Origin of the sequence: Loigolactobacillus iwatensis, assembly GCF_003950295.1 — a bacterium.
GTDB classification, from domain to species: domain Bacteria; phylum Bacillota; class Bacilli; order Lactobacillales; family Lactobacillaceae; genus Loigolactobacillus; species Loigolactobacillus iwatensis.
The window spans coordinates 16,703-39,643 of the sequence record NZ_RHNP01000029.1 but is presented as its reverse complement, the minus strand read 5'-3'; the positions used below and the strand labels follow the sequence as shown (position 1 = coordinate 39,643).

Genomic DNA, 22,941 nt, shown 5'->3' with positions numbered 1-22,941 from the left:
TGTAAATTCAAGGGCCCAAAAAATCCTGTTAATAGTTTACCACTTTGTAAACGATCAACAGGAAAAAGTATAGAGCCAACAAAGTTAGTTGGCGCAATTCCACCACAGTGAGTGATTTACTTGCTATAGTGAAGTTAGGCCAGCTGGCTTTTTTGATTTACTGCTTAACAATGATGAAACAGTAGTTGGCAGGTATTGCTGGCGGGATAAGCATAGCTGGTTTAAAGATGTAAATTTATTGCCAGTCAATCTCAATGGCGAGGTAAAATTCAGACGGCTTTTAGACACGGAGATTGATATTCTTAGAATAGTGGTACTTTTTCTGAAATATGGTATGATTAGTCGCAGTATGAAACAAATTCGTAGATAAGGTTTTAAGAATAGGAGATTTTATGAAAACAACGGCACCAGTTGAAAAAAATCAAGAACTAACAGTTGATATTGAAGATTTAACTTATGAAGGAATGGGTGTTGCCAAGGTTGACGGCTACCCTTTGTTTGTCGCGGATACTTTACCGGGAGAAAAGGTCAAACTTGTTGTGACCAAAACAGGCAAGAACTTTGGCTTTGCTCGTGCATTAGAATTGCTGACAACAAGTCCTGATCGAGTTGACTTAAAAGATAAAGCATACATGCAAACCGGAATTGCGCCATTAGGCCATTTAAGCTATGAAGGTCAGTTGAAGTTCAAGCAACACCAAATCGCTGAGGTCTTCCAAAAGAGTCATTTAGATATTCCCGTGTTACCAACAATTGGTATGGAAAAGCCTTACGCCTACCGGAATAAGGCGCAAGTACCAGTACGGATGCTTTACGGTGAAATTCAGACTGGCTTTTACCGAAAGGGTAGTCATAATTTGGTGCCAATGGAGGATTATTATATTCAGGATCCAGCCATTGATAAGGCCATTGTGATTATTCGCGACTTATTGCGCCAATATAACGTTGCGCCGTACAATGAATCCCAGCAAAAAGGGGTTATGCGTAATATCATGATTCGCCGTGGTCATTTTAGCCACGAAATGATGGTTATTTTAATCACGCGCACAAGAGATGTACCGCATTTGAACGAATTAATTGCGGGTATTTTAAATAAAATACCTGAAGTTGTTAGTATTATGCAAAGTGTTAATCCTAAGAATACGAACGTTGTACTTGGCCGGACGGTTAAGAAGTTATACGGCAAGTCATTCATTCGCGATCAAATTCTTGGTTTAAACTTCGATATTTCGGCGTTATCATTCTATCAAGTTAATCCAGTTCAGACTGAACGTTTATACACACGTGCCATTGAGCAAGCCGGCTTAACCGGTAAGGAAGTTGTTATCGATGCTTATTCAGGTATCGGAACGATGTCACTTGCAATGGCGCAACACGCAAAGTACGTTTACGGTGTTGAAGTTGTCGTTCCAGCAGTAGCCGATGCAAAGCGAAACGCTAAATTAAATGGTATCCATAACGTGAAATTTGAAGCTGGCAAGGCTGAAGAAGTGATGCAACAGTGGAAGGCCGATGGATTAGAAGCTGACGTTTTGATGGTTGATCCACCACGCAAAGGCTTGGCCAAATCATTTGTCGATGCAGTTGGCCAAATGAAGCCAAAGCGAGTGGTTTATGTTAGTTGTAACCCAGCAACATTGGCTCGTGATTTGAGTTTGTTACAAGAATTTGGTTATCACGCAAAAGAAACCCAACCAGTGGATATGTTCCCTCAAACGCAACACATCGAGAGTGTCACAATGTTGAGCTTGGATTAAGTTTTAAAAATTAAAATTTTAGACACATAAAAAGCTTACCGTAATCGGTAAGCTTTTTGCTTTGCCCAATAGGTTGGACAAACACGACTACAGCTAATTCAATAACCAGCGCGCTATTATTGGATTGGCCTACGTCATAGTAAACCCAAAACTGATTTTTGGCCCATTCCCAGCTAAAGGGCAGTCTTTTTCACAGCAGTTTAAGCGCGTTTCGTGACGCCTAATGAGAAAACCGCGACACAGCCTAAGCCAGTATGGCTAGCAATGGTTGGACCAATGTGTTCAAGTAGAATTTGTGCGTTGGGAACACTAGCAATTAATTGGTCGTGGACTAGCTTAGCGGCATCTGGTGCAGCACTAGTGGCGATGATAATTCTAGGATTTTCATAATTGGCAAGTGTCTCCAGTGTGTTAGCAGCCAATGTCTCTAGTGACCGCCGACGTGAGCGGGCCTTTTTAACGACGCGCAAGTGGCCGACAGTATCTACGTCCATCACTGGTTTAATATGTAGCAGTGAGCCAACGGTGGCCGAGGTACGCGATACCCGACCGCCGTGATAGAGATAGTTAAGATCATCAACGGTGAACCACTGGCGGTAATGTAAGGCATTAGTGGTTAGCCAATTAGCAAGTTCATCAATCGGCATCCCAGCATCCCGTTTATCAATGGCGTCCAGCAACATTAAGCCTTCACCACAACAGGCAGCCAATGAATCAACCAAGTAAATTTGCGCGTCGGGATAATCATTAAGTAACATCTCTTTGGCCTGTAGGGCGCTATTATAAGTGCCACTGAGTCCAGAAGAGAAACCAAGGTATAAAATTGATATTTTGGCCTCAACGTAAGGCTTAAAGAATGCCACAAACTGACCAACGTTAATTTGTGTAGTTGATGGCATGACGCCTTTATCAATTTGTTGATAGAAATGTTTTAAATCAAAGTGGTGCTCTAAGTCGTCTTTAAAATCTTCCCCGTTTATGTCAACCTGCATCGACACAAAATCGACGTGTTTATCGGCAAGAACTTGGTAGGGGAGATCAACGGCTGAATCGGTTAATAACTGATACATGATGGACTCCTTTAGTTCGCATTTATCTACCTTATTTTACGCTCATTTTTTACAAAGGCAATCCTTAAGCCTCAATGAATTTTATTAGAGCGTACGCCAAAGGTGTTTAGCAATTCTAGGAGTGTTTGGAAAGCCGCCTAGATGAAAAATTGACGTAAGATTCCATCGCTTTTGGGGATTTAAATGGTTAATTTGATATTGGGGAGCTGGTTTGTTGTGACTAGATTAGGCCGGTAAAGATTGGAGCTAAATGCTCAACGGCTATTTACATTCAAATTCACCTATTATATGATTTAAACTGTTGTTTTGGACGGATTTTATTATATGGAGAGTAGGGATGGCCAGGTGACAGGCATTAAAAAATATTTTCAGCTGGATGAGTTAAATACGACGGTTCAACGGGAAATTTTAGCAGGCTTTACAACATTTATTTCAATGGCGTATATTTTATTCGTTAATCCAAGTGTTTTAGGGGCAGCGGGTATGAATAAAGGGGCTGTTTTTACAGCAACGGCCTTGGCGAGTGCGCTGGGGTGTATCTTGATGGGTGTTTTGGCAAAATATCCAATTGCTACGGCGCCAGCACTAGGAATCAACGCCTTCTTTGCCTATTCGGTTGTCATCGGTATGAAAATACCGTGGCAAACTGCTCTGGCAGGCGTATTTGTCGCTTCACTGATTTTTATGGTAATTACCGTTTTCAAATTACGTGAATTAATTATCGATGCTATTCCCAGTGATTTAAAGTACGCAATTTCAAGCGGCATTGGTTTATTCATTGCGTTTTTAGGTTTAAGTAATGGCGGATTAATCGTGGCAAATAAATCAACGCTTGTTGGTTTAGGTTCATTTAGCGGGACAACTTGGCTGACCGTTTTTGGTCTAATTGTTACGGCAGTATTGTTAGTTAGAAACGTACCAGGTGGTATTTTTATCGGCATGGCTCTAACGGCAATTTTGGGCTTAGCAACCGGCTTAATTTCGGCGCCAACCCATTGGATTGCTGGTGCACCAAGCTTGGCACCAACATTTGGTGTTGGGGTAATGCACATTGGTGATATCAATACCGTGCAGCTGTGGGTTGTTGTTTTAACCTTCTTACTAGTGACCTTTTTTGACACAGCAGGAACTTTAGTTGGTTTAGCCCAGCAAGCCGGTTTTATGAAGGATAACAAAATGCCACGAGTTGGTAAGGCATTAATGTCCGATTCAACCGCCATGCTAGCCGGATCAGTATTAGGAACTTCACCAGTTGGTGCTTACGTTGAATCATCTGCGGGAATTGCGGTTGGTGGTCGTTCTGGCCTGACCGCCGTCGTCACAGGTGTTATGTTCATTTTAGGTCTATTCTTTTCGCCATTATTGGCCGTGGTCACCGATCAAGTAACGGCCCCAGCCTTAATTATGGTTGGCGTGATGATGGCGCAATCATTGAAACATATTTCCTGGGAAAAAATGGAAATTGCAATTCCAGCCTTTTTAATTGTCATTGGTATGCCACTAACCTACAGTATCTCTGACGGGATTGCCTTAGGCGTGATCGTTTACCCAATCACAATGATTGCGGCCAAGCGTGGTAAGGAAGTTCACCCAATAATGTACCTTCTATTCTTCGTTTTCCTTGGCTTTATGTGGATTTTGAATCTGGAGTAGCCGGCAAAAATTTTTGTGGCTTAAAATTACAAAGGCCCCATTAGTTATTGGCTTTACGCTAAATAGCTAATGGGACCTTTGCTTTAGATTTTTGTTCGATGTGCGCGGTGCCAGTAGTAAACGGGCAAGCCAAGTAACGTGATACTAATGCCAATAACGGCCAAAAGTGGTTTTGTCAACAAAGTTTCAATTAAGATAAATAAGCCGCCTAGTAACGCAATTAGCGGTACGATTGGGTAAAATGGGACTTTGTACGGTCGGACTAGTTTAGGATCACGGCGGCGAAGAATAAATACAGCAACAAAAATCATTGTACTAAAGATCCAAATGACGAAAACTAGCATGTCGGTTAAAAGGTCAAAGCTGCCGACCAACATCATGATAACAGCAATCGCCAGTTCAAATAATCCGGCAACGTAAGGAACTTTTGTTTTAGATAGCCGTTTTAACTGTTTGCTGAACGGCAACTGATTTTCATAGGCCAATGCAAAAGGAACACGCATTCCCGTCATTGTATAGCCGTTGATGGCCCCGTAAACTGAAATCAGAATGCCTAAGGTAACAAGTTTACCACCAAAATTACCAAAGATCCTGATGGCGGCGTCCGCGGCTGTATTTAAATTACCGGCAATTTGACCGACTGGTAACGTACGTAAGAAAACCGCGTTGATTAATACGTAGATCAGTGTAATTAGTGCTAGACCTAAAATGATGGCCCGGGGTAAATCACGCTGGGGATTTTTTAATTCGCCTGCAACCGTACCAACGTTTAGCCAACCATCGTAAGCAAACATAGTTGCCAGTAAACCGCTACTTAATGCAGCCGCAAAAGAACTATGGCCACCACTCGTTAGTGGGATGAGACTAAAGTGAACTGGGTTTTTGGCTAAAAAACCAAATAAAACAATTAAGGCAATTGGAATTAATTTAAAAATAAGCGTTACAACTTGTAATGCACCGCCGAAGCGAGCTCCTAAAAGATTGACTAAGGTGAGGCTCGTTCCGCATAAAATTGCGATTGGAATTAACCAGGAGTGGCCAATGTTAAACAAGTTAAGTAATTGAGTGCTAAAAATGATTGAAAGTGCCGCAACGTTTGCCGGGAAATAAATCAGCATTTGCGCCCAGCCAAGCAAAAAAGCCCAGGGTTTTCCGTAAGTGTATTCAATATACTTAACGGCACCACCAGTTTGTGGTAAGGCAGTGGCGAGTTCAGCCACAGTTAGGCCGGCACAAATAGTGATGATTCCGCCTAAGAGCCAAACAAACAACGTTAAGTTGGCGGATTTTGTTGCGCTGACAACACTGGCGGCCTTGAAAAAAACACCGCCGCCAATAACTGTCCCCATGACAGTTGCCAGCGCCGGAAAAAGGCCGATGTCACGTTTTAAACCGTTCTTATCCATGGTGAAACTCCTTATAATTAAAATAAAAAAAGCCGAATAAAAGCATTATAACACGGCTACTAAAGTGTGTCGTAAAAGGTGTTCGGGTTTTGGTATTTTTAGGTCCGATTGGATTTAAAAGAATTTGCGTGATTAACCTAACGGAAACGTGTTTGAAAAAGCAAATTATTACGTATAGCTACGCTAGTCGAACGATCCGCTGCGCGTCTCTTTTCGCCTAGCTGCCATGTTTCTGGCGGTGACTGAGACGGGCTTAGTCGAGGAAACACAGTTATGGACTTTATAACTGTGTTCCTTGATTTTGCCGCAAGAATGGACAACGTTCGTAGCATTGTGAGTTATTTGTGATCTTTGTAAATAACTAACCGTAATTGTGAAGTAGAATCTAACCGCTTTTTCAGGCACTCTCTTCTGAAACGTGTTTGGAAAGGCAGCTTCCTGCGGTTGCCATGTTTCAACTTGGCGGTTTTTGCCTTAGTTGAATGGACAACGTATGCAGCATCAAAATTATTAGCGTACTTAGCTAATAATTCTCAATTGCGAAATAGTAGCTACAACAGCCAAACTATCTGTTTCACAGATAATTCGTCCGTTTAGGCTAATCCTCAGAAGCTAACCGCCTTTTCAAACACTCTCTAAATCGTGTTAAACTAGAAAAATAAGGAGCGATGTTAAATGTTGAGTAGACGGCTAAAGCGAAAAAAGCAGTGGCGTCAACGACTGATCATGTTGACATTACTGCTTTGTTTAATTGGGGTTATTGGCGGTTTTGGTTATCATAAATTTCACGAGGGCACGCGACCGGATATAAAATCATTTCCGATATTGGGTTTGCGCGTTAGTCAGGATGATGGCTTTCTGGATTTTCAGAATTTACAAAAGGCCGGCGTTAATTTTGTTTATTTACGGGCAAGTCAGGGGAAAAGTTATAGTGATGACAATTTTTCAACCAATTATTGGCGAGCAGTTGGCACTAATATGGCCATCGGTGTTTATCAGGATTATAGCTTCACCAGTAGTCCTAAGGCTCAATACCGGCAGTTTAGCCAAACCGTGGGCCAACAAAGTGGTAATCTACCCATTATGATTAACGTCATTTATTACGGAAACTACCAAAAAGAGCCGCCGACAAGTTCGCGGCAAATTGCGCATCTGCGTGAGTTTGTAAATTTATTGCGAACAAATTATCATCGCTCAGTTGTTCTTTTAGGCAATCAGCAAGTGGCGACAACTTTACTTAGGCGTTTAAAACTACCGTATGCATTGGCCAGTCAACGGTTACCTAAAGATCAGCATAATTTGGTTTTTTGGGAATATAGTGAAGCCGGGAAACTAAAGGTTGCCGGCCAAAATCAGAGATATACAACTTTAGTCTATTTGCATAAACAGGCCCGCTGGCAGCAATTTATTTCGTTAGGGCAATGATTGCTATGGTGTTTGATATAATTATAAACGATAAAAAAACTCCAGAATATTCAGTCAGGTTAACTGAAAAATTCCGGAGCCTTTTATCTGTGTTTGAATTGTATTTTACAAATAACTTTCTGCATTAGGCAGTCAAAGCTAAACTTCTTTTGTGGCATCTTTTTTGAGATGTGCAATTGGATAGGTGCGTTGATCTGCCTCATCAAAGATGGTTGCCGGTTGCTGTTCATCAGCAGTAATTAGCAGTTCGTAGCCATATTGATCTAAAAAAAGTAATTGTTTTGCCGTTAATTTTATAATTTTACCCGCTAAAGGTTTACCATCAATTTTAATTGTTAGGCGGGATGATACTTGAAAGGTGTGGTGCCGCTTTTGTTGTTCATCATAGAAAGTCCACGTGCCAATGTAAAGTGAAGGCAAATTGGCTTGTTTTACTGGTGGCGTTTTGGTGGGACGGCGAGTTAAGTAAGTTGATAATTGCTTAATAAAACTAACGCCACCAGTTGCCCATTTTTTTAATCTCATGATTGCACACCTTTCAATCTCTCTTAGACACATCATAGCACGAAATCTCTTTAAACAGTACGTCAATCGCTTTTTTTATGGGACTGGGTTAAAATAGAGAGAGTGAAAAGCTGATGTTAAAAACTTTATTGAATTGAGAGGATGATTGACATGTTAAAACTTGGCATAATTGGGACAAATTGGATTACCGAACAGTTTATTCAGGCTGCTTTAAGTACCAAGAAGTATCAACTAACCAGTGTTTATTCGCGAACTGAAGAAAAGGCACAGCAAGTAGCGACCAAGTACGAAGCTGGCGAAGTTTTCACTTCCTTAGCGGATTTCTTTTCCCAAGGCAGTTTTGACGTTGTCTACATTGCTTCACCAAATAGTTTACATTTTGAACAGGCAAAGGCTGCTTTAGAAGCTGACAAGAATGTCATCGTAGAAAAGCCAGCGTTCTCTAACCCAACGGAAATGGCAACAATTACTGCCTTATTAGCCAAAAAGCCGCAGTTGTTCTTATTTGAGGCTGCCCGCCACGTTTATGAACCTAATTTTCAAATTACCAAACAGGCCATTCAAACGCTGGATCAGGTGCAGGGAGCGACGTTAGTTTACATGAAATATTCTTCCCGTTACGATCAAGTTTTAGCCGGTAAGACACCGAATATTTTTTCGCCTAAATTCTCTGGTGGTTCGCTGCAGGATTTAGGCGTGTACGTCGTTTACGACGCCGTTTCCTGGTTTGGTGTACCAGATGACGTTCATTATTTTGCTAACCTTTTACCAACGGGAGTTGACGGTAGGGGGACGGCTATCCTGACGTATCCTGATTTTAACGTGACGTTAATCTTTGGTAAAAATGCTACTTCTTATTTACCATCGGAAATTTACGGGCTACACGAAACGCTGGTATTGGCTCCTAATGCTGCTGATTTAGCCCAGGTAACTCGGCATCAACCAGATGGTAAAACGGTTGAATTAGGCGAACCAGCCGATGAAAACCCAATGACGCATGAAGCAGAGGCCTTTTATTCGATAATGACGACGCAGGATCATCAAATGGCCAATTCGGCATTAAAAACAAGTCAAGCAGTTAATCAAGTGTTATTTAAATTAAGACAGTCAGCAGGAATTGAATTTGCTGCTGATCAAGAGAATTGAGGAAAATCATGCCAAGTGAAAGATTTACGGAACCATGGCAAGCATTAGGTTTAGGTGAATTAACAGCAATTCAAAAGGCAGTTTATGAGCCGTTAAAAAAAGACGTCTCTATTTTGGGCCTGGCACCGACTGGCTCAGGTAAGACGTTAGCCTTTGCGTTACCTCTATTAGAAAAATTATTACCGGGCCAAGGCATTCAACTTTTAATTTTAGCACCGTCACAGGAATTAGTTATGCAGGAAAAGGCTGCAATTCAGCCATTTGCTAAGGCAGTTGGCCTAACAATTCAGGCCGTTGCTGGCGGCGCCAACATTAAACGCCAGATTGAGCGGTTGAAGAAAAAGCCTGAAGTTTTGGTGGCCGCTGAGGGGCGTTTGTTGGAATTAATCGATCAACGGAAGGTGAAACTGCATACCTTACAAACGATTGTTATTGACGAAGCCGATCAACAATTAGTACCGGACAAGTTAGAAAAGACGCGGGATATTGTTCGGCGTGCACCGGGAGAAACCCAATTGGCTTTCTTTTCGGCAACAAAAACCCCAATTTTAGATGAATTACCAAAGTGGTTTGGGTTACCGATTCAGACGATTGACGTGCGCAAGATTGATGACAGTGCTGGTAAAGTACTGCATTACTTATTGGAAACACCAATTCGTAAGCGAACAGATATGTTGCGGCGTTTAAGCCGGTTAGACGATTTCTATGGGCTTGTGTTCTTTGCAACCTTAGCCGAAATGGCGAATGCGGCAGAGGTCTTAGGCCACCAGCACGTTTCTTTCGCTGTTTTAAACGGTCAAATGCGGCAAGTTGAACGTGAAAAGGCGCTGGCTGATTTTCGCCAACGCAAGGTTAAACTATTGTTAACAACCGACGTGGCTGCCCGCGGATTAGATATTGCGGCCTTACCAGCAGTTGTTAATTTTGATCTGCCTCGTGAATTGGATATTTATATTCACCGAGTGGGCCGAACTGGGCGTATGGGGCATGATGGTTTAGTAATTAACTTGGGAAATAAGCGTGATTTTCGTGATTTGAAACAAGTTGTTCGGGATGAGTATCAACTGACCCCCGTTTATTTAACCCAGCAGACGTTAACCACTGATCCGACTAAAGTTTCGGTAGTAGAAAAGCCCAAGCAGCGGCCGACAAGCAAGCATAAGCGTACACCAAAATTGGAACCAAAAACGGTGGAAAAACCAAAGAAAAAGCATCGTAAGCGTGATCAACGTAATAAAGGTAAACACAAAGCTAATAAAAAGGTTGACCAATAAAGCCCTTACATTACTCATACTAAAAAATTCCATTTAGAATTAGAGAAGCGTATACTTTAAGGTAGAAATATGATTCTCGATAGTAAGCAAGCTTATGGGGGTGATAACTTTGAGAATCGAACAATTATTGAATATTCCGGCGGCCTTTTTATACAGTAAAATTATTGATGCTGAGCTTTTTGAAATTAAGGCGCAGACAGGTGAAGTTTTATCTGTTAGTCAGTTACAAGGTTTCACTTACGATAAGCAGCTGGATCCCGAAACTAAAGCTCAGGTTCGAATCACCAAAAACATCCTTAATCAAAGCTATCACTACGAGATGACGACTAAGCATAATAAGCGCAAGGTAAGTTATGATTTAACAACAATTAATGCCGATCAAAGTCGGGTTGTGTATCAAGAACAGAATATCTCCCTCGGGCTATGGCAACAATTAGTGGATGTTACTAGGGAAACTTTCTTAGGAGCACTAAAACGCCGTAACTTTAGGAAAATGTTTTTGCAGATTGAAAAATCATACTAACATGGAGTGAGACAAAAGTCGGTTTTGGGTTCATGTTCTAGAACAATGATCGGAAATAGCAAGAAGCCAGGACAAAAGTCCTGGCTTCTTGCTATTTTAGTTATTCAATAGATTTACGTGATGACCCCAACTGGAATCGAACCGGTGACCTATCGCTTAGGAGGCGATCGCTCTATCCTGCTGAGCTATGGGGCCGAATGAATTAATTTTCTCACGCTTTTAAATAGTTGTAAAGGACTGATTTAAGCGCAAATAAAAGTTGCGGGTGATTTTGACGTAGCCAAATAAAATAGCCAAGGCTAAGCCCAAAAATTAAGATAACACAAAGTAGCGTCAAAATGATCTTCCAGTTGACACTGTTACGATTAGCAAGAACAAGACTAGTGCCAAACACACTGAGTAACAAGCTAATACTTATAATAATTAGTAAAATAAAATACATTTTTATCAACCTACCAGTGTGCCTAAAAGCATTCAAATTTGCGAGCTTTATTGACTGAAATTACTTTGAAAATTAGTGTGTCTGCTTAATTATAAAAAAACGTATTCAGAAAAAGTAAACCGCTTATTATTGAAAATGCGGTGGGTAATTCTGCAGAAATACGCTTATTTTTTTTCTTTAATAATGTAAATTGGGCGATTTTTAACTTCTAGATAAATGTTGCCAATATATTTACCAACAATCCCCAAACAAAGTAGTTGCAAGCCACCAACCATAATCATGATTGAAACGATTGAAGCCCAGCCAGCCACGGAGTCACCAAAGACCAATTGCCGAATAACGATGAAAAATAAGGCGATGATCGCGATAACAAATGAGAAAAAGCCGACAAATGAGGCGATGGATAAAGGTAGTTCGGAAAAAGCCACAATGCCATCTAGTGAATATTTAAATAATTTGCCAAAGGACCAGGAAGTCTTTCCGGCGATCCGATCATGGTTTTCGTAGGGCAAGTATTTAGTGTTAAAACCCACCCAACTAAAAATACCTTTAGAGAAGCGACGGTATTCTTTCATCGCTAAAATGGCGTCGACAACTTGCCGGGTCATCAGCCGAAAATCCCGAACGCCATTTAAAATTGGCGTGTTAGAGATGTGGTTAATTAGCCGGTAAAAAAGATTTGAGAAAAATGATCGAATTGGTGGTTCACCCTTGCGATCAGTTCGCTTCGTGCCGACAATATCATAATGTTCATCCTGAATGCCAGCAAGCATCGTTGGCAGCAATTCAGGTGGATCCTGTAGGTCAGCGTCCATCACCGCAACATAATCACCAGTTGCCGCTTGCAAACCGGCGTACAGTGCGGATTCCTTACCAAAATTACGGGAAAAGGAAATATAGTGGACGTGTTCTGGATCATTTTGTTGTAGCTGCTTTAATTTGTCTAGGGTACTGTCGCGAGAGCCATCATTAATAAACCAATATTCCAACGATAGGCCGCGCAGTTGAGTTTTGATTTTTTCTGTAGCTGGGTAAAATAGTGGTAAGGTTTGTTCTTCGTTAAAGCAGGGAACAATTAAAGATAATTTACCAGGCATATTCTGCCACGCCTCCTTAAAAATAATTGCTAACAAAAAGCCGATCTAGTCTGTGTTAAGCTTAACACAAGTAATCTCCGGATCGACTTTCTAATTAATGAATGTTTTAAAACGATAGTGAATTGAGTTTTACTAAATAATTTAGGGGGTGTTTGAAAAAGTGCTCAGGTTCCGAGCATTTGTCAATCTAGACTAACCACAGGAATCTGCTTTTTCAAACACGTTTACACTAAATTGGCCAAGTAAATACTAGTAAAGATAGTTTCCAAACTAGCTTCACCCAATTTTAGAACCACGCTTAATTATTAGCAGCCTTTTCAACTAGACTCTTAGCAAAGGCCTCAAGGTGCTCAATATCGTCCTCTTCTGCTTCTAAATCGACTTTGACGGTTTCTGCACCCTTAGTGGCGCCAGATTTTTGAAACGCAGCGTCAAAATCATCTACGGATTTGCCAAAATCATCGTAAAAGGTATCTCCTGAACCACAGACACCATATATTTTGTTGGCCAAGTCTTCTTCTTCAAGATCTTCAAAGAAGTCAACGGCCTCATCAGGTAATTCACCATCGCCGTAAGTATAAGTCGCAACGATACAGATATCGACGTCCTCAAAGTCCTCGGCATCGGCCTGGGAGATTTCATCAACTTCAACGTCAACGTCAAGGTTTTCTAACGCTTCTGAAACAATATCGGCAATTTCTTCATTGTTGCCGGTCATACTTGCATACACGATTTTTGCGCTTGCCATTTTCTTCGCTCCTTTAATGATCCAGCCTTGATTATAACAAAGTTCTGGTGGATTGAAAATAATTGTCTTTGTTTCACACTAACCTAAAATTGAAAAGTATCGACCATGCCTTGGCGAAGATAATCTCATTTACTTGTCCTACATTTATTAGTAAAACTGGTAAACAAAAACGTGTAAGGTCTAACTTTGATCGGTTCAAGTTCACAAATTAATTTTTTTCGGTATAATGTAATAGTTTAACCGATTTGGTGGGCAGCTTAAAAAAGGCTACTAACTTGCTAAAGAATGGTTAAGCAGAGTGCTGGTGCCTTCTTGGCCTAATTCAAATGATAGAGGACTAATAAAAATAATTTTAAAAAAATAAATTTACTGGAAGGGAGCGGAAATAGTGGCAAAAAAAATAAGGAAGTCAGAGCAATCGACTTTTAGGCGCTTTATTTCGATTTTTGTTGATTGCTTCACCCACGCCGGTATTAATGATGGTGCGGTGGTTATTGCCTATTGGGAATTGTTGTCATTATTTCCGCTGCTAATTTTTTTAGGTAACTTGATGCCACTACTACATATTAATGGCCAAAATATTTCACGGTACGCTGAGGCGGCCATTCCCAGTACACTGTATCAGCATTTGTGGCCATTAATGCATTCTTTCGTCAAACGCGGGAGTGGCAGTCTGTTATCAATTGGTGCCGCTGGGACGCTATGGGCGGCCAGTCGTGGCGTTAATGCGTTAAAACGCATGATGGATCGTACATATGGTGTACTTGAGGGCCAGAACTTTCTCATTATCCGGCTAATTGCGTTAGTAATGACGTTATTTTTAATGTTGGCTTTAGTTGTTTTAATTTTTATTTTTAGTTTTGGTCAAGAAGTGTTGACTTATTTGGCACCGCGATTAGATTGGCCGGCGCAGCTAATTGATACATTTAAAACATTTAAGTTGCCGGTTACTTTTACGGTTGTTTTCGTCATGCTGACCTTGATTTATTTTATTTTACCTAACGTCCATTTACGTTTACGTAGCGTTTTACCAGGTGCCTTGATTGCAACGGCGGGCTGGTTAGGTTTGGCGCAATTATTTTCACTGTACGTTCGTTATTTTGCCCACGCCGTACTGGATTACGGAACTTTAGGCCTGTTTGTCGTCTTGATGCTTTGGTTAGATTTCGCGGCCTGGATTTCAATGTTTGGTGCAGTGATAAACGTTGTTGTTGAGCAAACTTTTTATGGTGAGGTTCGAAAATCCAGCCGCATACAGGATCTAATTAAACGACAACGTGAGGGTAAATCATAACAAAATGCTATCATTTGCTTTGTGATAAGTTATACTTAAAGAGAGATATTAAAAAGAACAAAGGAGAAATTTTTCTATGAAAGTGCGTAAAGCAATTATTCCGGCAGCAGGATTAGGGACACGGTTACTTCCAGCAACGAAGGCAATGGCGAAGGAAATGCTACCAATTGTTGACGTTCCAACCATTCAATTTTTAGTTGAAGAGGCCAAGGCTGCCGGCATTGAGGACATGTTGATTATTACTGGCAAGGGAAAACGACCAATTGAGGACCACTTTGATTCAGTTCCTGAATTAGAAATGGTTTTGAAAAATCGGCACAAAGACAAATTGTTAAAATTAGTCGAGAGTACGACTAATATGGGGGTTCGCCTATTCTTTATTCGCCAGTCATACCCGAAAGGCTTAGGGGATGCCGTGTCACTTGCCAAGGACTTTGTCGCCAATGAGCCTTTTGTTGTTATGTTAGGCGATGATATCACCCAGGCTAAGGTACCGCTAACCAAACAGTTGATGAACGATTACGAGGAGACTCACGCTTCGACACTGGCCGTTATGAAGGTCCCACATGAAGAAGTTTCTAAGTATGGCGTTATTAAGCCATCTTCAGAAACTAAGCCTGGTCTGTTTAACGTTGAAAGCTTTGTCGAAAAGCCAACACCACAACAGGCACCTAGTGATCTTGCCATTATTGGTCGCTACTTGTTTACCCCAGAAATTTTTGATAGTTTGGCAACCCAAAAGCCAGATGCTGGTGGCGAAATTCAGTTAACTGATGCCATCGATCATATGAACAAAACGCAGCGTGTTTTTGCACGACAGTTTACGGGCAAACGTTACGATACTGGGAATAAGTTCGGCTATTTAACGACAAACATCGAGTTTGGCCTACAACATCCAGAGTTACGGGATGAATTACGTGATTACATCATTAATTTAGGTCATCAATTAGAGGGTAAAAAATAAATAAAAATGGACCAAGAACTTTTGCGATTCAACTCCGGTTTAGCCTAATTCGACGGAATTGAATTCAAAAATCCTTGGTCCTTTTTAGTGCTCATTTGTAGTTAGAAAGAACTATTTAGTACAAAATCAATTTAGCGTTAACAAATTCACGAATACCAAAGTCGCTAAGTTCCCGGCCGTAACCAGATTGTTTAACACCACCAAAGGGAAAATTCGGATAAGAATTTAGGGGTTGGTTAAGCGCAATTTGGCCGGTTTCAATTTGACTGGCCAATCGTTTTGCTCGTTCTAAATCAGCAGAATAAATGGCGCCACCTAAACCAAAATTCGAATTGTTTGCAATTTTAATCACTTCGGCATCATCTGCGGCCTGGTAAACTTGCGCAACTGGACCAAAGAATTCCTGATCAAAAAGGGGATTTCCAGGTTGAATTCCGGCAAAAATTAGCGGACTAAATTGTGCCCCGGGACCTTCAATTGGCGTTGGATCACCCCAAAGTAGTTTGGCACCGCCAGCAATGGCATCTTGCACTTGCTTCTGCAGCTTCTGTTGGGCTTTTTTAGATGATAGTGGGGCTAAGGTTGTTTCTGCCGCAAAGGGATCACCTAATTTTTGTTTGGCAAAGGCAGTACTTAGGCCGGCAATAAAGTCGGCGTAGTAATTACTTTGAACGATGAAACGTTTGGCGGCAGTACAAACTTGGCCGGCGTTTTTCAGGCGTGCGGCTACCGCTCCCTTGATGGCAGCTTCCAGATCAGCATCATCGAGAACAATGAAAACATCAGTGCCGCCTAGTTCCATCGTTGATTTTTTGAGATATTTACCAGCCTGCGCGGCAACTTGATTACCGGCGCCGGCCGAGCCAGTCAGTGCAACTCCTTGGATACGATGATCGGCAATAATTTGCTCAACTTGATCATGATCGACAAAAAGGTTGGTAAAAGCGCCTGCCGGAATGCCGGCCTTTTCAACTGCACTAGCAAAGGCCATTGCACATTCAGGCACAATACTGGCGTGCTTGAGAATAACTGGATTACCAATAATGAAGTTCGGAGCAAAAACGCGCATGACCTGAGTGTAGGGAAAATTCCACGGTTCAACGGTCATGATGGCGCCAATCGAGTTAAACTCCACGTAGGCGGTTTTATCTGGAACATCGTTATAGGAAATATTTTGTAAAGCTTCGGCACCGTGTTTAACGTAGTATTCCGCAAAAGCGGCGTTCTTTTCTACTTCGCCTTGTGCCTCGCTAAAAAGTTTACCCATATTGGTTGTCAGGGGTTTTGCGTACTGATCAATATTTTGACGAAATTCAGTTGCTAATTTCTGTAATTGGTGCGCCCGTTCGTCGTAAGATTGGGTTTTGGCAGCATGATAGTATTGATCCGCAGTTGCTAAAGCGTGTTCGACGTCTTGCTTAGTTGCTGACGGGAACTCTTTGATTAATTCACCGTTATAAGGGTTAATCGCTTTATAGGCCATAAATTAGTCGCGCTCCTTTACTGTTAGTAGCTTCATTGTGGCGGAATTAAGTGCTAGATTCAATCTTTACGCTGCCAAATAAAAGAAGAGTGCGAAAAAGTCGTTTTTGGAGGCACGTGAACCCGGACTTTGGTGCACGTCCTAGAGTAATGTGCGGAAATAAGAAGAGGCTAGGACTTTTGTCCCAGCCTCTTTCCGGCTATATAATTTAGAAAAGTACTTTTCTTTAACGGTATAATTGGCGTTTACTAAACTTGACGACTGCTTCGACCCGTGCCGTTTGGGGAAACATGTCAATTGACTGAATATAATCAACGCGGTAGTCTTTCACAAGGCTCACAAGATCCCGGGCAAGAGTTGAAGGATTACAACTGATATAAACAAATTTTTCTGGGCGACTGTCAAGAATGGTTTGGCGTAGTTGGTTATCTAGGCCAGTTCGTGGTGGATCCACAATTAAGGCATCGGGTTCGAAACCTTCACGCAACCACTGAGGAAGTAGCTCCTCAGCCTTACCGACTTCATAGTGAACATTGGTGACTTGGTTGAGTTCAGCATTTTCTTTGGCGTCAGCGATAGCTTCAGGAATTGTATCCATCCCGCGAACTTCACTCGCCGTGTGGGCCAAAGAGATCCCCAGTGTACCAACACCGCAGTAGGCGTCGATTAAAGTTTCGTGTTGGGATAAATTAAGCGCCTGTTCTGCTAACTGATAAAGCTTTTCCGTTTGTTTGGGATTTAATTGGAAGAAAGCCCGGGCAGATAGTTTAAAAGTATAGCCGTTAATCGTTTCGGTTAAATACGTATCACCAGCCAAGCGGCGCGTTTCTTCGCCCCAAATTAAACTAGTTTCACCAGGATTAATGTTTTGCATAACGGAAGTTACTTCAGGTAGGTCGGCCGCAATTGCTGTTAACAAAGCGTGCTTTTTAGGCAATTTGGGTGTGTTAGTGATCAAAGTGACCTGTAAGTGGCCAGTTGTGATTGATTCTCGTATGGCAATTGTTTTGATGATGCCGGATTTTGCAGTTTCATCATAAACTGGGATTGCCAATTGCTCAATTAAGTTGACTAAGTAGCGCATTGTTGACATAATCGCTGGTCGTTGGGTGCTGAAAGTCGGTAAATCAACTAAATCATGACTATTTTTTCGGTATAAACCAGCGGCAACGTGACCATTAATTTGCCGAACTTGAAATTGGGCCTTATTGCGGTATTCGTAGGGGTCAGCCATACCAATCGTTGGCCGTATATCGTAATTTTTGTAACCCTGGGGCTTAAATTTTTCTAAGGCCTGTTGGATAACATCGGCCTTGAATTTAAGTTGTTCGGGATAAGCAAGGTGTTCTAGCTCAATCCCGCCAACGTCACCGTACTGCTCGTCTCTTGGTGTAACCCGGGCTGGACTTTGTTGCCGAATTTTGTGGATCTTAGCCGTAATAAAATGTGGCGCCGTTGCAACGACCTCGGCAACAACCACTTCGTCGGGAAGTGCGCCTTGCACAAAAACAACGGTGTGCTTGTAGTAGCCAATACCTTCACCATTAATGCCTAGGCGCTTAATTGTTAAGGGAAAACGTTGTCCGATTTCGATGTTACTAGTACCGTGTTCGTAGTTTGAATTAGCCATTAATTTGCCTCACTTAAATTTATTTGCTTCAAGATTGTTTGAAAAAGCGGTTCGATTCTACTTTGCAATTGGGGATTATTACTGGCCTCGCTGACGCTGTCGATCGGACTAAGATAAACCAAAGTTCAAATCGCAACCTAGACCGTTAATAACCTTGATATTTCATCCGTTGTCCACTCAACTACCACTTTGCAATTTACAGTTAGTTATTTGCAAAGAGCACAAATAACTTTTGATGCTACGAATGTTGTCTCTTCTTGTGGCAAAAGCCAAGGAGCACAGTTACAAAGGCTGTAAGTGTATTTTCGCGACTTAATTCGTCTTGGTCACTGCAGGAATCTGCTTTTTCAAACACGTTTAAACTGAGAGTGCCTGAAAAAGCGCCCAGGTTCCGAGCATTAGTCTAGATTGACGAATTAGCTGTGAAACAGATGATTTGGCGATCGTAACTACTATTCCGCAATTGAAGATTATTAGCTAAGTACGCTAATAATCCTGATGTTCCATACGTTGTCCATTCAACTACGGCGTAATTCGCCAAGTTGAAACATGGCAAGCACAGGAATCTGCTTTTTCAAACACGTTTACACTAAATGGGTCAAGAAGATACGCGTAAAAGTATTTTCCAACCACCAAATAAGTATAACATAGCCGAATACGGACTAGGCGAACATACATTTGCATTACGTGGAATGATTTAGGTATAATGTAATTGGATATAACGAAAGAGGGGGACACAATGGCACAGCCTGTGATTACTATGATTGAGGCACAAAAGCGTAAAGGGCGCTACAACGTTTATTTAGATGAACAGTACGCTTTTCCAGTTAGTGAATCAGTCCTAGTTGAGTACCGTTTGTTTAAGGGAATGGAAGTTCCAAAAAAATTACAGCAAACGTTGATGGCCGCCGACAATGTGTCCAAGGCTTACCAATTGGCGCTAACGTATTTAAGCCATCAGCTACGTTCCGAGATGGAAGTTCGGCTTTATTTAAAAAAACACGAAATACCTGTCAGCGCTCGACAACAGATTATTGCTAAGTTGCAGGAATTAAATTTAGTTAATGATCAAGATTATGCTGCAAGTTATGTGCGGACAGTCATGTTAACAAGTGACAAGGGACCAACTGTGATTACTCAAAAGCTGAAGGAAAAGGGAATTAAGGAAAACTCAATTGAAGATGCGTTAGAGCTTTACCAGACGAATGATTTGGTTGCTAACGGACTTAAGGCCGCACAAAAATTGGCAAAGCATTACCAGAAGCTTAGTTTTAGCCAGCAAAAACAAAAAGTTCGTTTAGGCTTAATGCAAAAAGGATTTTCTGGAGAAAGTCTTGATCAGATTTTGCTGCAATTAGATTTAGAACCTGACCCAGAGCGAGAATGGCAAGCTCTAGTACAGCAAGGTGAGAAAGTAATGCGGCAAACGGCGCGTTTGGAAGCAAACAAAAGACGCCAAAAAATTAAGCAGCGATTGTACCAAAAAGGCTTTCATTTGGATGAAATTAATCGTTTTTTAGATGAACAACTAACAAATCAGTAAGTGACTTTCAGGAAACTTTCATTAAATCATCGTCACAACTGGTAAATTTTGGTATAATGTTCATGATAATTCGGTGTTAACAGCTTCTAGAAAGCAGGGTGACGCATGCGTATTCCAAAAGAAGGGGAATCGTTCGCGATCCAAAGTTATAAACATGATGGCAGTTTACACCGGACGTGGCGTGATACGATGGTTTTGAAAACCTCGGAAAACGAAATTATTGGTTGTAATGATCATACTTTAGTGACGGAATCGGATGGCCGCCGCTGGCTTACCCGGGAACCCGCGATCATCTTTTTCCACAAGCATTATTGGTTTAATATTATTGCGATGATTCGGGACAATGGCGTTTCATACTATTGTAACCTAGCATCGCCGTACGTTTTAGATCGCGAGGCACTGAAGTATATCGATTATGATTTGGATGTTAAGGTGTTTCCTGACGGTGAACGTAAATTATTAGATGTTGATGAATACCAAGTAAACCGGCAACGCTGGGGTTATTCAAACGCAACCGATAAAATTTTAAAGGCCAACGTTAATATTTTGGTTGATTGGTCGGATAACCATAAAGGGCCATTCTCCAAAGAGTATATTGATATTTGGTACAATCGTTATTTAGAACTCGCCCACCGGTAGCCATGGAATGAATTTTAATGAAGTAGCGTGTGAAAAAAACTACTTTTATTTACAGTTTAGACGACTACATTTAGTCAGTAAAAAGAGGAGGTTGAGACAAAATGGAATTTGTCTTAACCTCCTCTTTTATACAGCTATTGCGGGAGTATTTGAAAAAACGGTCGAGAACCGGCTTTTTAAGCAAGTTTAGACCACATTAGTCAGGAAAATACTAATAAAATAATTATCAAACTTGCTCTAAGTGTACTTTATTTAGACATTTGGTGAGTGGTAGGTCGTAATTGAATTACAAGCTGGAGTGACTTACGCTAACCTATAACTGCTTATACATTTCGTGGTGGGGGATGCCGGCGTCTAGAAAGCCTGGCCGCTCTGTTTTATGAAAGCCGAGTTTTTCGTAAAAGCCTAGTGCCTGATCTTGGCCACCAAGGATTAATGCCGGTTTATTGTGCGCCACGGCGTAGTTTTCTAAGGCAGTGAATAATTGTTGCCCATAATGGTGGCCACGTGCTATTTTGAGAGTCGCCACCCGTTGGACGTGAAAGGCTTTTTTTTCAGGGAGTAACCGAGCGGTGGTCACAGGCTGGTCATTGACGTAACCAACAAAGTGAATGGTTTTAGTTTCATTTTCATCAATTTCAAGGGCAAGACTTACATTCTGTTCGTGGACGAAAACACGTTTCCGAATACTTAAGGCGTCTTGATAAAGCCGGCTCGTCGTGTCAGTAGTATGTTGAATTTTCATGGATCAACCTTCTTTGTAAGATTTAGAACTAAGCGACTAAATGAAATAGTTTTCTTAAATTTGGTAAAATAATTATAACATAACGCGCACGGTGTAAACTGGCCAGTGTGAAAGGAAATGATGTGGATGTTTGAATGGCTACGAAAGTCACGATTAATGTTTTGGTCACTAGAACTGTTAATTGTCGCAAGCTTAATTTTTGTTTGTACGAAAATTAGTTTTGTTTTTTCACCAATTGGAACTTTTGTTTCAACCCTGTTTATTCCTATTCTAATTGCGGGATTTTTGTTTTATCTATTTAATCCCCTAATTAAATTATTGGGTCATTTGAAGATTTCCCGAAATTGGGCAATTTTAATTGTTTTCCTAATTTTCTTTGGTGGTTTGGCACTGATTGTGATGACCGTTATTCCAAATCTAGTTAAGCAAATTGCGCAATTAGTTGTTAGTTTGCCGGACTTTGCGTCGGCCATGGAAAAAACCGCCCGTGAATGGCTGAAAAGCCCGTGGCTACAGAATGTTAATGCTGAAAAATACATCAATCAACTGAATTTATCCTTTAGTGATATCTTGCAGTCTGTCATGAGTTCGGTCACTTCTAGCCTTGGTTCCGTAGTTGGCACCGTGACAAGCGTTGCGGTTACAGCCATCACTATTCCGGTGATGTTGTTTTATATGCTGAAAGATGGTCACCGGTTAATTCCCAGTATTCAAAAATTAATGCCCAACCGCTATAAAGCCGAGACAACTGATTTACTTTCAAAAATGGGCGAAACAATCTCAACCTATATTGGTGGCCAACTTATTGAGTGTACTTTTGTTGGTGTTTTCACCTTTTTAGGTTATTTGTTGATCGGTATGCCTTACGCCTTTTTACTGGGTTTTATTGCCGGTATTTGCAATATTATTCCCTACGTTGGACCGTATATTGGGATTGCGCCGGCTTTGATTGTGGCCCTAACTGTGTCACCAATGCAGATTATATTGGTGATCATCGTTGTTGTGGTTGTTCAACAGGTGGATGGGAACTTTATTTATCCCAACGTTATCGGCCGAACGCTATCAATTCATCCTTTGACGATCATTATTTTGTTATTGGTGGCCGGTAATATTTCCGGAATACTCGGAATGATTTTAGCAATTCCCTTTTACGCAATCGTTAAGACGGTTGTTAAGTATTTTTGGGACATTTACCAACTACGTACACGTGAAAAGGAATTACCCGAAACTGAAACCCAAAAATCGGATAGTCCAAACGAATGAAATTGAAAAGAACGGTATTTAATGTTAGTATTTGACAGTGACTTTTAGAAATGTCTTGAAACGATTTTTGTGTGGATGCTGCAAAAAATTGGCTTAGAGCTACAATTGTTGGCTAACTACTAGTACACAATGATTATTACTGGTTTTGATAGTGATGTTGATCAAACTAGATTGTGTTTTTCTGACTAATTTGGTGGAAACGTGTTTGAAAAAACGGATTTCTGCGGCTGCCATGTTTCAACTTAGCGTTCTTTGCCTTGCTAGTTCTTGCGGTGAGCGAGACGAATTTAGTTGGGAAAACACAGTTATGGGTT

At 41.2% G+C, this 22,941-nt stretch carries 19 protein-coding genes and 1 tRNA gene; 11 read left to right on the top strand and 9 right to left on the bottom strand.

Annotation, left to right across the window (positions count from 1 at the left end):
* Positions 1-392: 392 nt before the first annotated feature.
* The gene (gene rlmD, locus EKM98_RS08375) at positions 393-1,757 is read left to right on the top strand and encodes a 23S rRNA (uracil(1939)-C(5))-methyltransferase RlmD (RefSeq protein WP_125982003.1); all 1,365 of its coding nucleotides are present in this window, start codon (positions 393-395) and stop codon (positions 1,755-1,757) included.
* 200 nt (positions 1,758-1,957) lie between these two features.
* Here the strand turns inward: rlmD (EKM98_RS08375) and EKM98_RS08370 are convergent, their stop codons facing one another.
* Positions 1,958-2,827 (bottom strand): DegV family protein, encoded by an 870-nt coding sequence (locus EKM98_RS08370; protein ID WP_125982001.1) that lies wholly within the window; start codon positions 2,825-2,827, stop codon positions 1,958-1,960.
* A gap of 345 nt (positions 2,828-3,172) precedes the next feature.
* On the opposite strand from EKM98_RS08370, the gene EKM98_RS08365 reads away from it, so the two are divergent.
* Positions 3,173-4,480, top strand: coding sequence for an NCS2 family permease (locus EKM98_RS08365; protein WP_318531615.1), 1,308 nt, complete (start codon positions 3,173-3,175; stop codon positions 4,478-4,480).
* A gap of 83 nt (positions 4,481-4,563) precedes the next feature.
* Here the strand turns inward: EKM98_RS08365 and EKM98_RS08360 are convergent, their stop codons facing one another.
* A complete protein-coding gene (locus EKM98_RS08360; protein WP_125981992.1) occupies positions 4,564-5,886 on the bottom strand; it encodes an APC family permease in 1,323 nt (440 codons plus the stop codon).
* A 675-nt stretch (positions 5,887-6,561) separates the two neighbouring features.
* Between EKM98_RS08360 and EKM98_RS08355 the strand changes: the two genes are divergently transcribed.
* Positions 6,562-7,311 carry a GH25 family lysozyme gene (locus EKM98_RS08355; protein WP_125981991.1) on the top strand — a complete coding sequence of 250 codons (750 nt, stop codon included), beginning with the start codon at positions 6,562-6,564 and terminating at the stop codon, positions 7,309-7,311.
* Between the two features lie 138 nt (positions 7,312-7,449).
* On the opposite strand, the gene EKM98_RS08350 is transcribed toward EKM98_RS08355, so the two are convergent.
* Positions 7,450-7,836 (bottom strand): DUF4828 domain-containing protein, encoded by a 387-nt coding sequence (locus tag EKM98_RS08350; RefSeq protein WP_125981989.1) that lies wholly within the window; start codon positions 7,834-7,836, stop codon positions 7,450-7,452.
* Between the two features lie 150 nt (positions 7,837-7,986).
* Between EKM98_RS08350 and EKM98_RS08345 the strand changes: the two genes are divergently transcribed.
* The 3 genes from EKM98_RS08345 (at position 7,987) to EKM98_RS08335 (ending at position 10,779) form a co-directional block, all read left to right on the top strand.
* Positions 7,987-8,982, top strand: a complete 996-nt coding sequence (locus EKM98_RS08345) for a Gfo/Idh/MocA family protein (protein WP_125981987.1) — start codon at positions 7,987-7,989, stop codon at positions 8,980-8,982.
* Positions 8,983-8,990: 8 nt separating this feature from the next.
* Positions 8,991-10,256, top strand: a complete 1,266-nt coding sequence (locus EKM98_RS08340) for a DEAD/DEAH box helicase (RefSeq protein WP_125981986.1) — start codon at positions 8,991-8,993, stop codon at positions 10,254-10,256.
* A 109-nt stretch (positions 10,257-10,365) separates the two neighbouring features.
* Positions 10,366-10,779 carry a DUF3284 domain-containing protein gene (locus EKM98_RS08335; RefSeq protein ID WP_125981984.1) on the top strand — a complete coding sequence of 138 codons (414 nt, stop codon included), beginning with the start codon at positions 10,366-10,368 and terminating at the stop codon, positions 10,777-10,779.
* 121 nt (positions 10,780-10,900) lie between these two features.
* On the opposite strand, the gene EKM98_RS08330 is transcribed toward EKM98_RS08335, so the two are convergent.
* From EKM98_RS08330 to EKM98_RS08320, 3 genes are all read right to left on the bottom strand, one after another.
* A tRNA-Arg gene (locus EKM98_RS08330) sits at positions 10,901-10,974 on the bottom strand.
* Positions 10,975-11,385: 411 nt separating this feature from the next.
* On the bottom strand, positions 11,386-12,318 hold the full coding sequence (locus EKM98_RS08325) for a glycosyltransferase family 2 protein (RefSeq protein WP_125981982.1): 933 nt from the start codon (positions 12,316-12,318) through the stop codon (positions 11,386-11,388).
* Positions 12,319-12,616: 298 nt separating this feature from the next.
* Positions 12,617-13,066 carry a flavodoxin gene (locus EKM98_RS08320; protein WP_125981980.1) on the bottom strand — a complete coding sequence of 150 codons (450 nt, stop codon included), beginning with the start codon at positions 13,064-13,066 and terminating at the stop codon, positions 12,617-12,619.
* A 388-nt stretch (positions 13,067-13,454) separates the two neighbouring features.
* On the opposite strand from EKM98_RS08320, the gene EKM98_RS08315 reads away from it, so the two are divergent.
* Both EKM98_RS08315 and galU read left to right on the top strand, forming a co-directional pair.
* On the top strand, positions 13,455-14,360 hold the full coding sequence (locus EKM98_RS08315) for a YihY/virulence factor BrkB family protein (RefSeq protein ID WP_225418552.1): 906 nt from the start codon (positions 13,455-13,457) through the stop codon (positions 14,358-14,360).
* A gap of 76 nt (positions 14,361-14,436) precedes the next feature.
* Entirely contained in the window at positions 14,437-15,324 is an 888-nt protein-coding gene (galU, locus tag EKM98_RS08310; protein ID WP_125981976.1) for a UTP--glucose-1-phosphate uridylyltransferase GalU, read from the top strand.
* A gap of 115 nt (positions 15,325-15,439) precedes the next feature.
* Here the strand turns inward: galU and EKM98_RS08305 are convergent, their stop codons facing one another.
* Together EKM98_RS08305 and rlmD (EKM98_RS08300) are read right to left on the bottom strand one after the other, a co-directional pair.
* Complete coding sequence (locus EKM98_RS08305; protein ID WP_125981975.1) at positions 15,440-16,807, bottom strand: aldehyde dehydrogenase family protein; 1,368 nt, start codon at positions 16,805-16,807, stop codon at positions 15,440-15,442.
* A 226-nt stretch (positions 16,808-17,033) separates the two neighbouring features.
* On the bottom strand, positions 17,034-18,437 hold the full coding sequence (gene rlmD / locus EKM98_RS08300; RefSeq protein ID WP_125981973.1) for a 23S rRNA (uracil(1939)-C(5))-methyltransferase RlmD: 1,404 nt from the start codon (positions 18,435-18,437) through the stop codon (positions 17,034-17,036).
* Positions 18,438-19,176: 739 nt separating this feature from the next.
* Here rlmD (EKM98_RS08300) and recX point away from each other — a divergent pair.
* Both recX and ntdP read left to right on the top strand, forming a co-directional pair.
* Complete coding sequence (gene recX, locus EKM98_RS08295; RefSeq protein WP_125981971.1) at positions 19,177-19,980, top strand: recombination regulator RecX; 804 nt, start codon at positions 19,177-19,179, stop codon at positions 19,978-19,980.
* 105 nt (positions 19,981-20,085) lie between these two features.
* Positions 20,086-20,619, top strand: coding sequence for a nucleoside tri-diphosphate phosphatase (gene ntdP, locus EKM98_RS08290; RefSeq protein ID WP_068225421.1), 534 nt, complete (start codon positions 20,086-20,088; stop codon positions 20,617-20,619).
* Positions 20,620-20,932: 313 nt separating this feature from the next.
* Here ntdP and EKM98_RS08285 read toward each other — a convergent pair whose 3' ends face one another.
* Positions 20,933-21,364: a GNAT family N-acetyltransferase gene (locus EKM98_RS08285; protein WP_125981970.1), complete on the bottom strand. Its 432-nt coding sequence runs from the start codon at positions 21,362-21,364 to the stop codon at positions 20,933-20,935.
* 126 nt (positions 21,365-21,490) lie between these two features.
* On the opposite strand from EKM98_RS08285, the gene EKM98_RS08280 reads away from it, so the two are divergent.
* A complete protein-coding gene (locus tag EKM98_RS08280; RefSeq protein ID WP_125981968.1) occupies positions 21,491-22,627 on the top strand; it encodes an AI-2E family transporter in 1,137 nt (378 codons plus the stop codon).
* Positions 22,628-22,941: the final 314 nt, after the last annotated feature.

Excerpts from the sequence above, each read along its gene's own strand:
- rlmD (WP_125982003.1), top strand. The coding sequence starts at position 393 with ATGAAAACAACGGCACCAGTTGAAAAAAATCAAGAACTAACAGTTGAT.
- EKM98_RS08370 (WP_125982001.1), bottom strand. The coding sequence starts at position 2,827 with ATGTATCAGTTATTAACCGATTCAGCCGTTGATCTCCCCTACCAAGTT.
- EKM98_RS08360 (WP_125981992.1), bottom strand. The coding sequence starts at position 5,886 with ATGGATAAGAACGGTTTAAAACGTGACATCGGCCTTTTTCCGGCGCTG.
- EKM98_RS08355 (WP_125981991.1), top strand. The coding sequence starts at position 6,562 with ATGTTGAGTAGACGGCTAAAGCGAAAAAAGCAGTGGCGTCAACGACTG.
- EKM98_RS08350 (WP_125981989.1), bottom strand. The coding sequence starts at position 7,836 with ATGAGATTAAAAAAATGGGCAACTGGTGGCGTTAGTTTTATTAAGCAA.
- EKM98_RS08345 (WP_125981987.1), top strand. The coding sequence starts at position 7,987 with ATGTTAAAACTTGGCATAATTGGGACAAATTGGATTACCGAACAGTTT.
- EKM98_RS08340 (WP_125981986.1), top strand. The coding sequence starts at position 8,991 with ATGCCAAGTGAAAGATTTACGGAACCATGGCAAGCATTAGGTTTAGGT.
- EKM98_RS08325 (WP_125981982.1), bottom strand. The coding sequence starts at position 12,318 with ATGCCTGGTAAATTATCTTTAATTGTTCCCTGCTTTAACGAAGAACAA.
- EKM98_RS08320 (WP_125981980.1), bottom strand. The coding sequence starts at position 13,066 with ATGGCAAGCGCAAAAATCGTGTATGCAAGTATGACCGGCAACAATGAA.
- galU (WP_125981976.1), top strand. The coding sequence starts at position 14,437 with ATGAAAGTGCGTAAAGCAATTATTCCGGCAGCAGGATTAGGGACACGG.
- EKM98_RS08305 (WP_125981975.1), bottom strand. The coding sequence starts at position 16,807 with ATGGCCTATAAAGCGATTAACCCTTATAACGGTGAATTAATCAAAGAG.
- rlmD (WP_125981973.1), bottom strand. The coding sequence starts at position 18,437 with ATGGCTAATTCAAACTACGAACACGGTACTAGTAACATCGAAATCGGA.
- recX (WP_125981971.1), top strand. The coding sequence starts at position 19,177 with ATGGCACAGCCTGTGATTACTATGATTGAGGCACAAAAGCGTAAAGGG.
- ntdP (WP_068225421.1), top strand. The coding sequence starts at position 20,086 with ATGCGTATTCCAAAAGAAGGGGAATCGTTCGCGATCCAAAGTTATAAA.
- EKM98_RS08285 (WP_125981970.1), bottom strand. The coding sequence starts at position 21,364 with ATGAAAATTCAACATACTACTGACACGACGAGCCGGCTTTATCAAGAC.
- EKM98_RS08280 (WP_125981968.1), top strand. The coding sequence starts at position 21,491 with ATGTTTGAATGGCTACGAAAGTCACGATTAATGTTTTGGTCACTAGAA.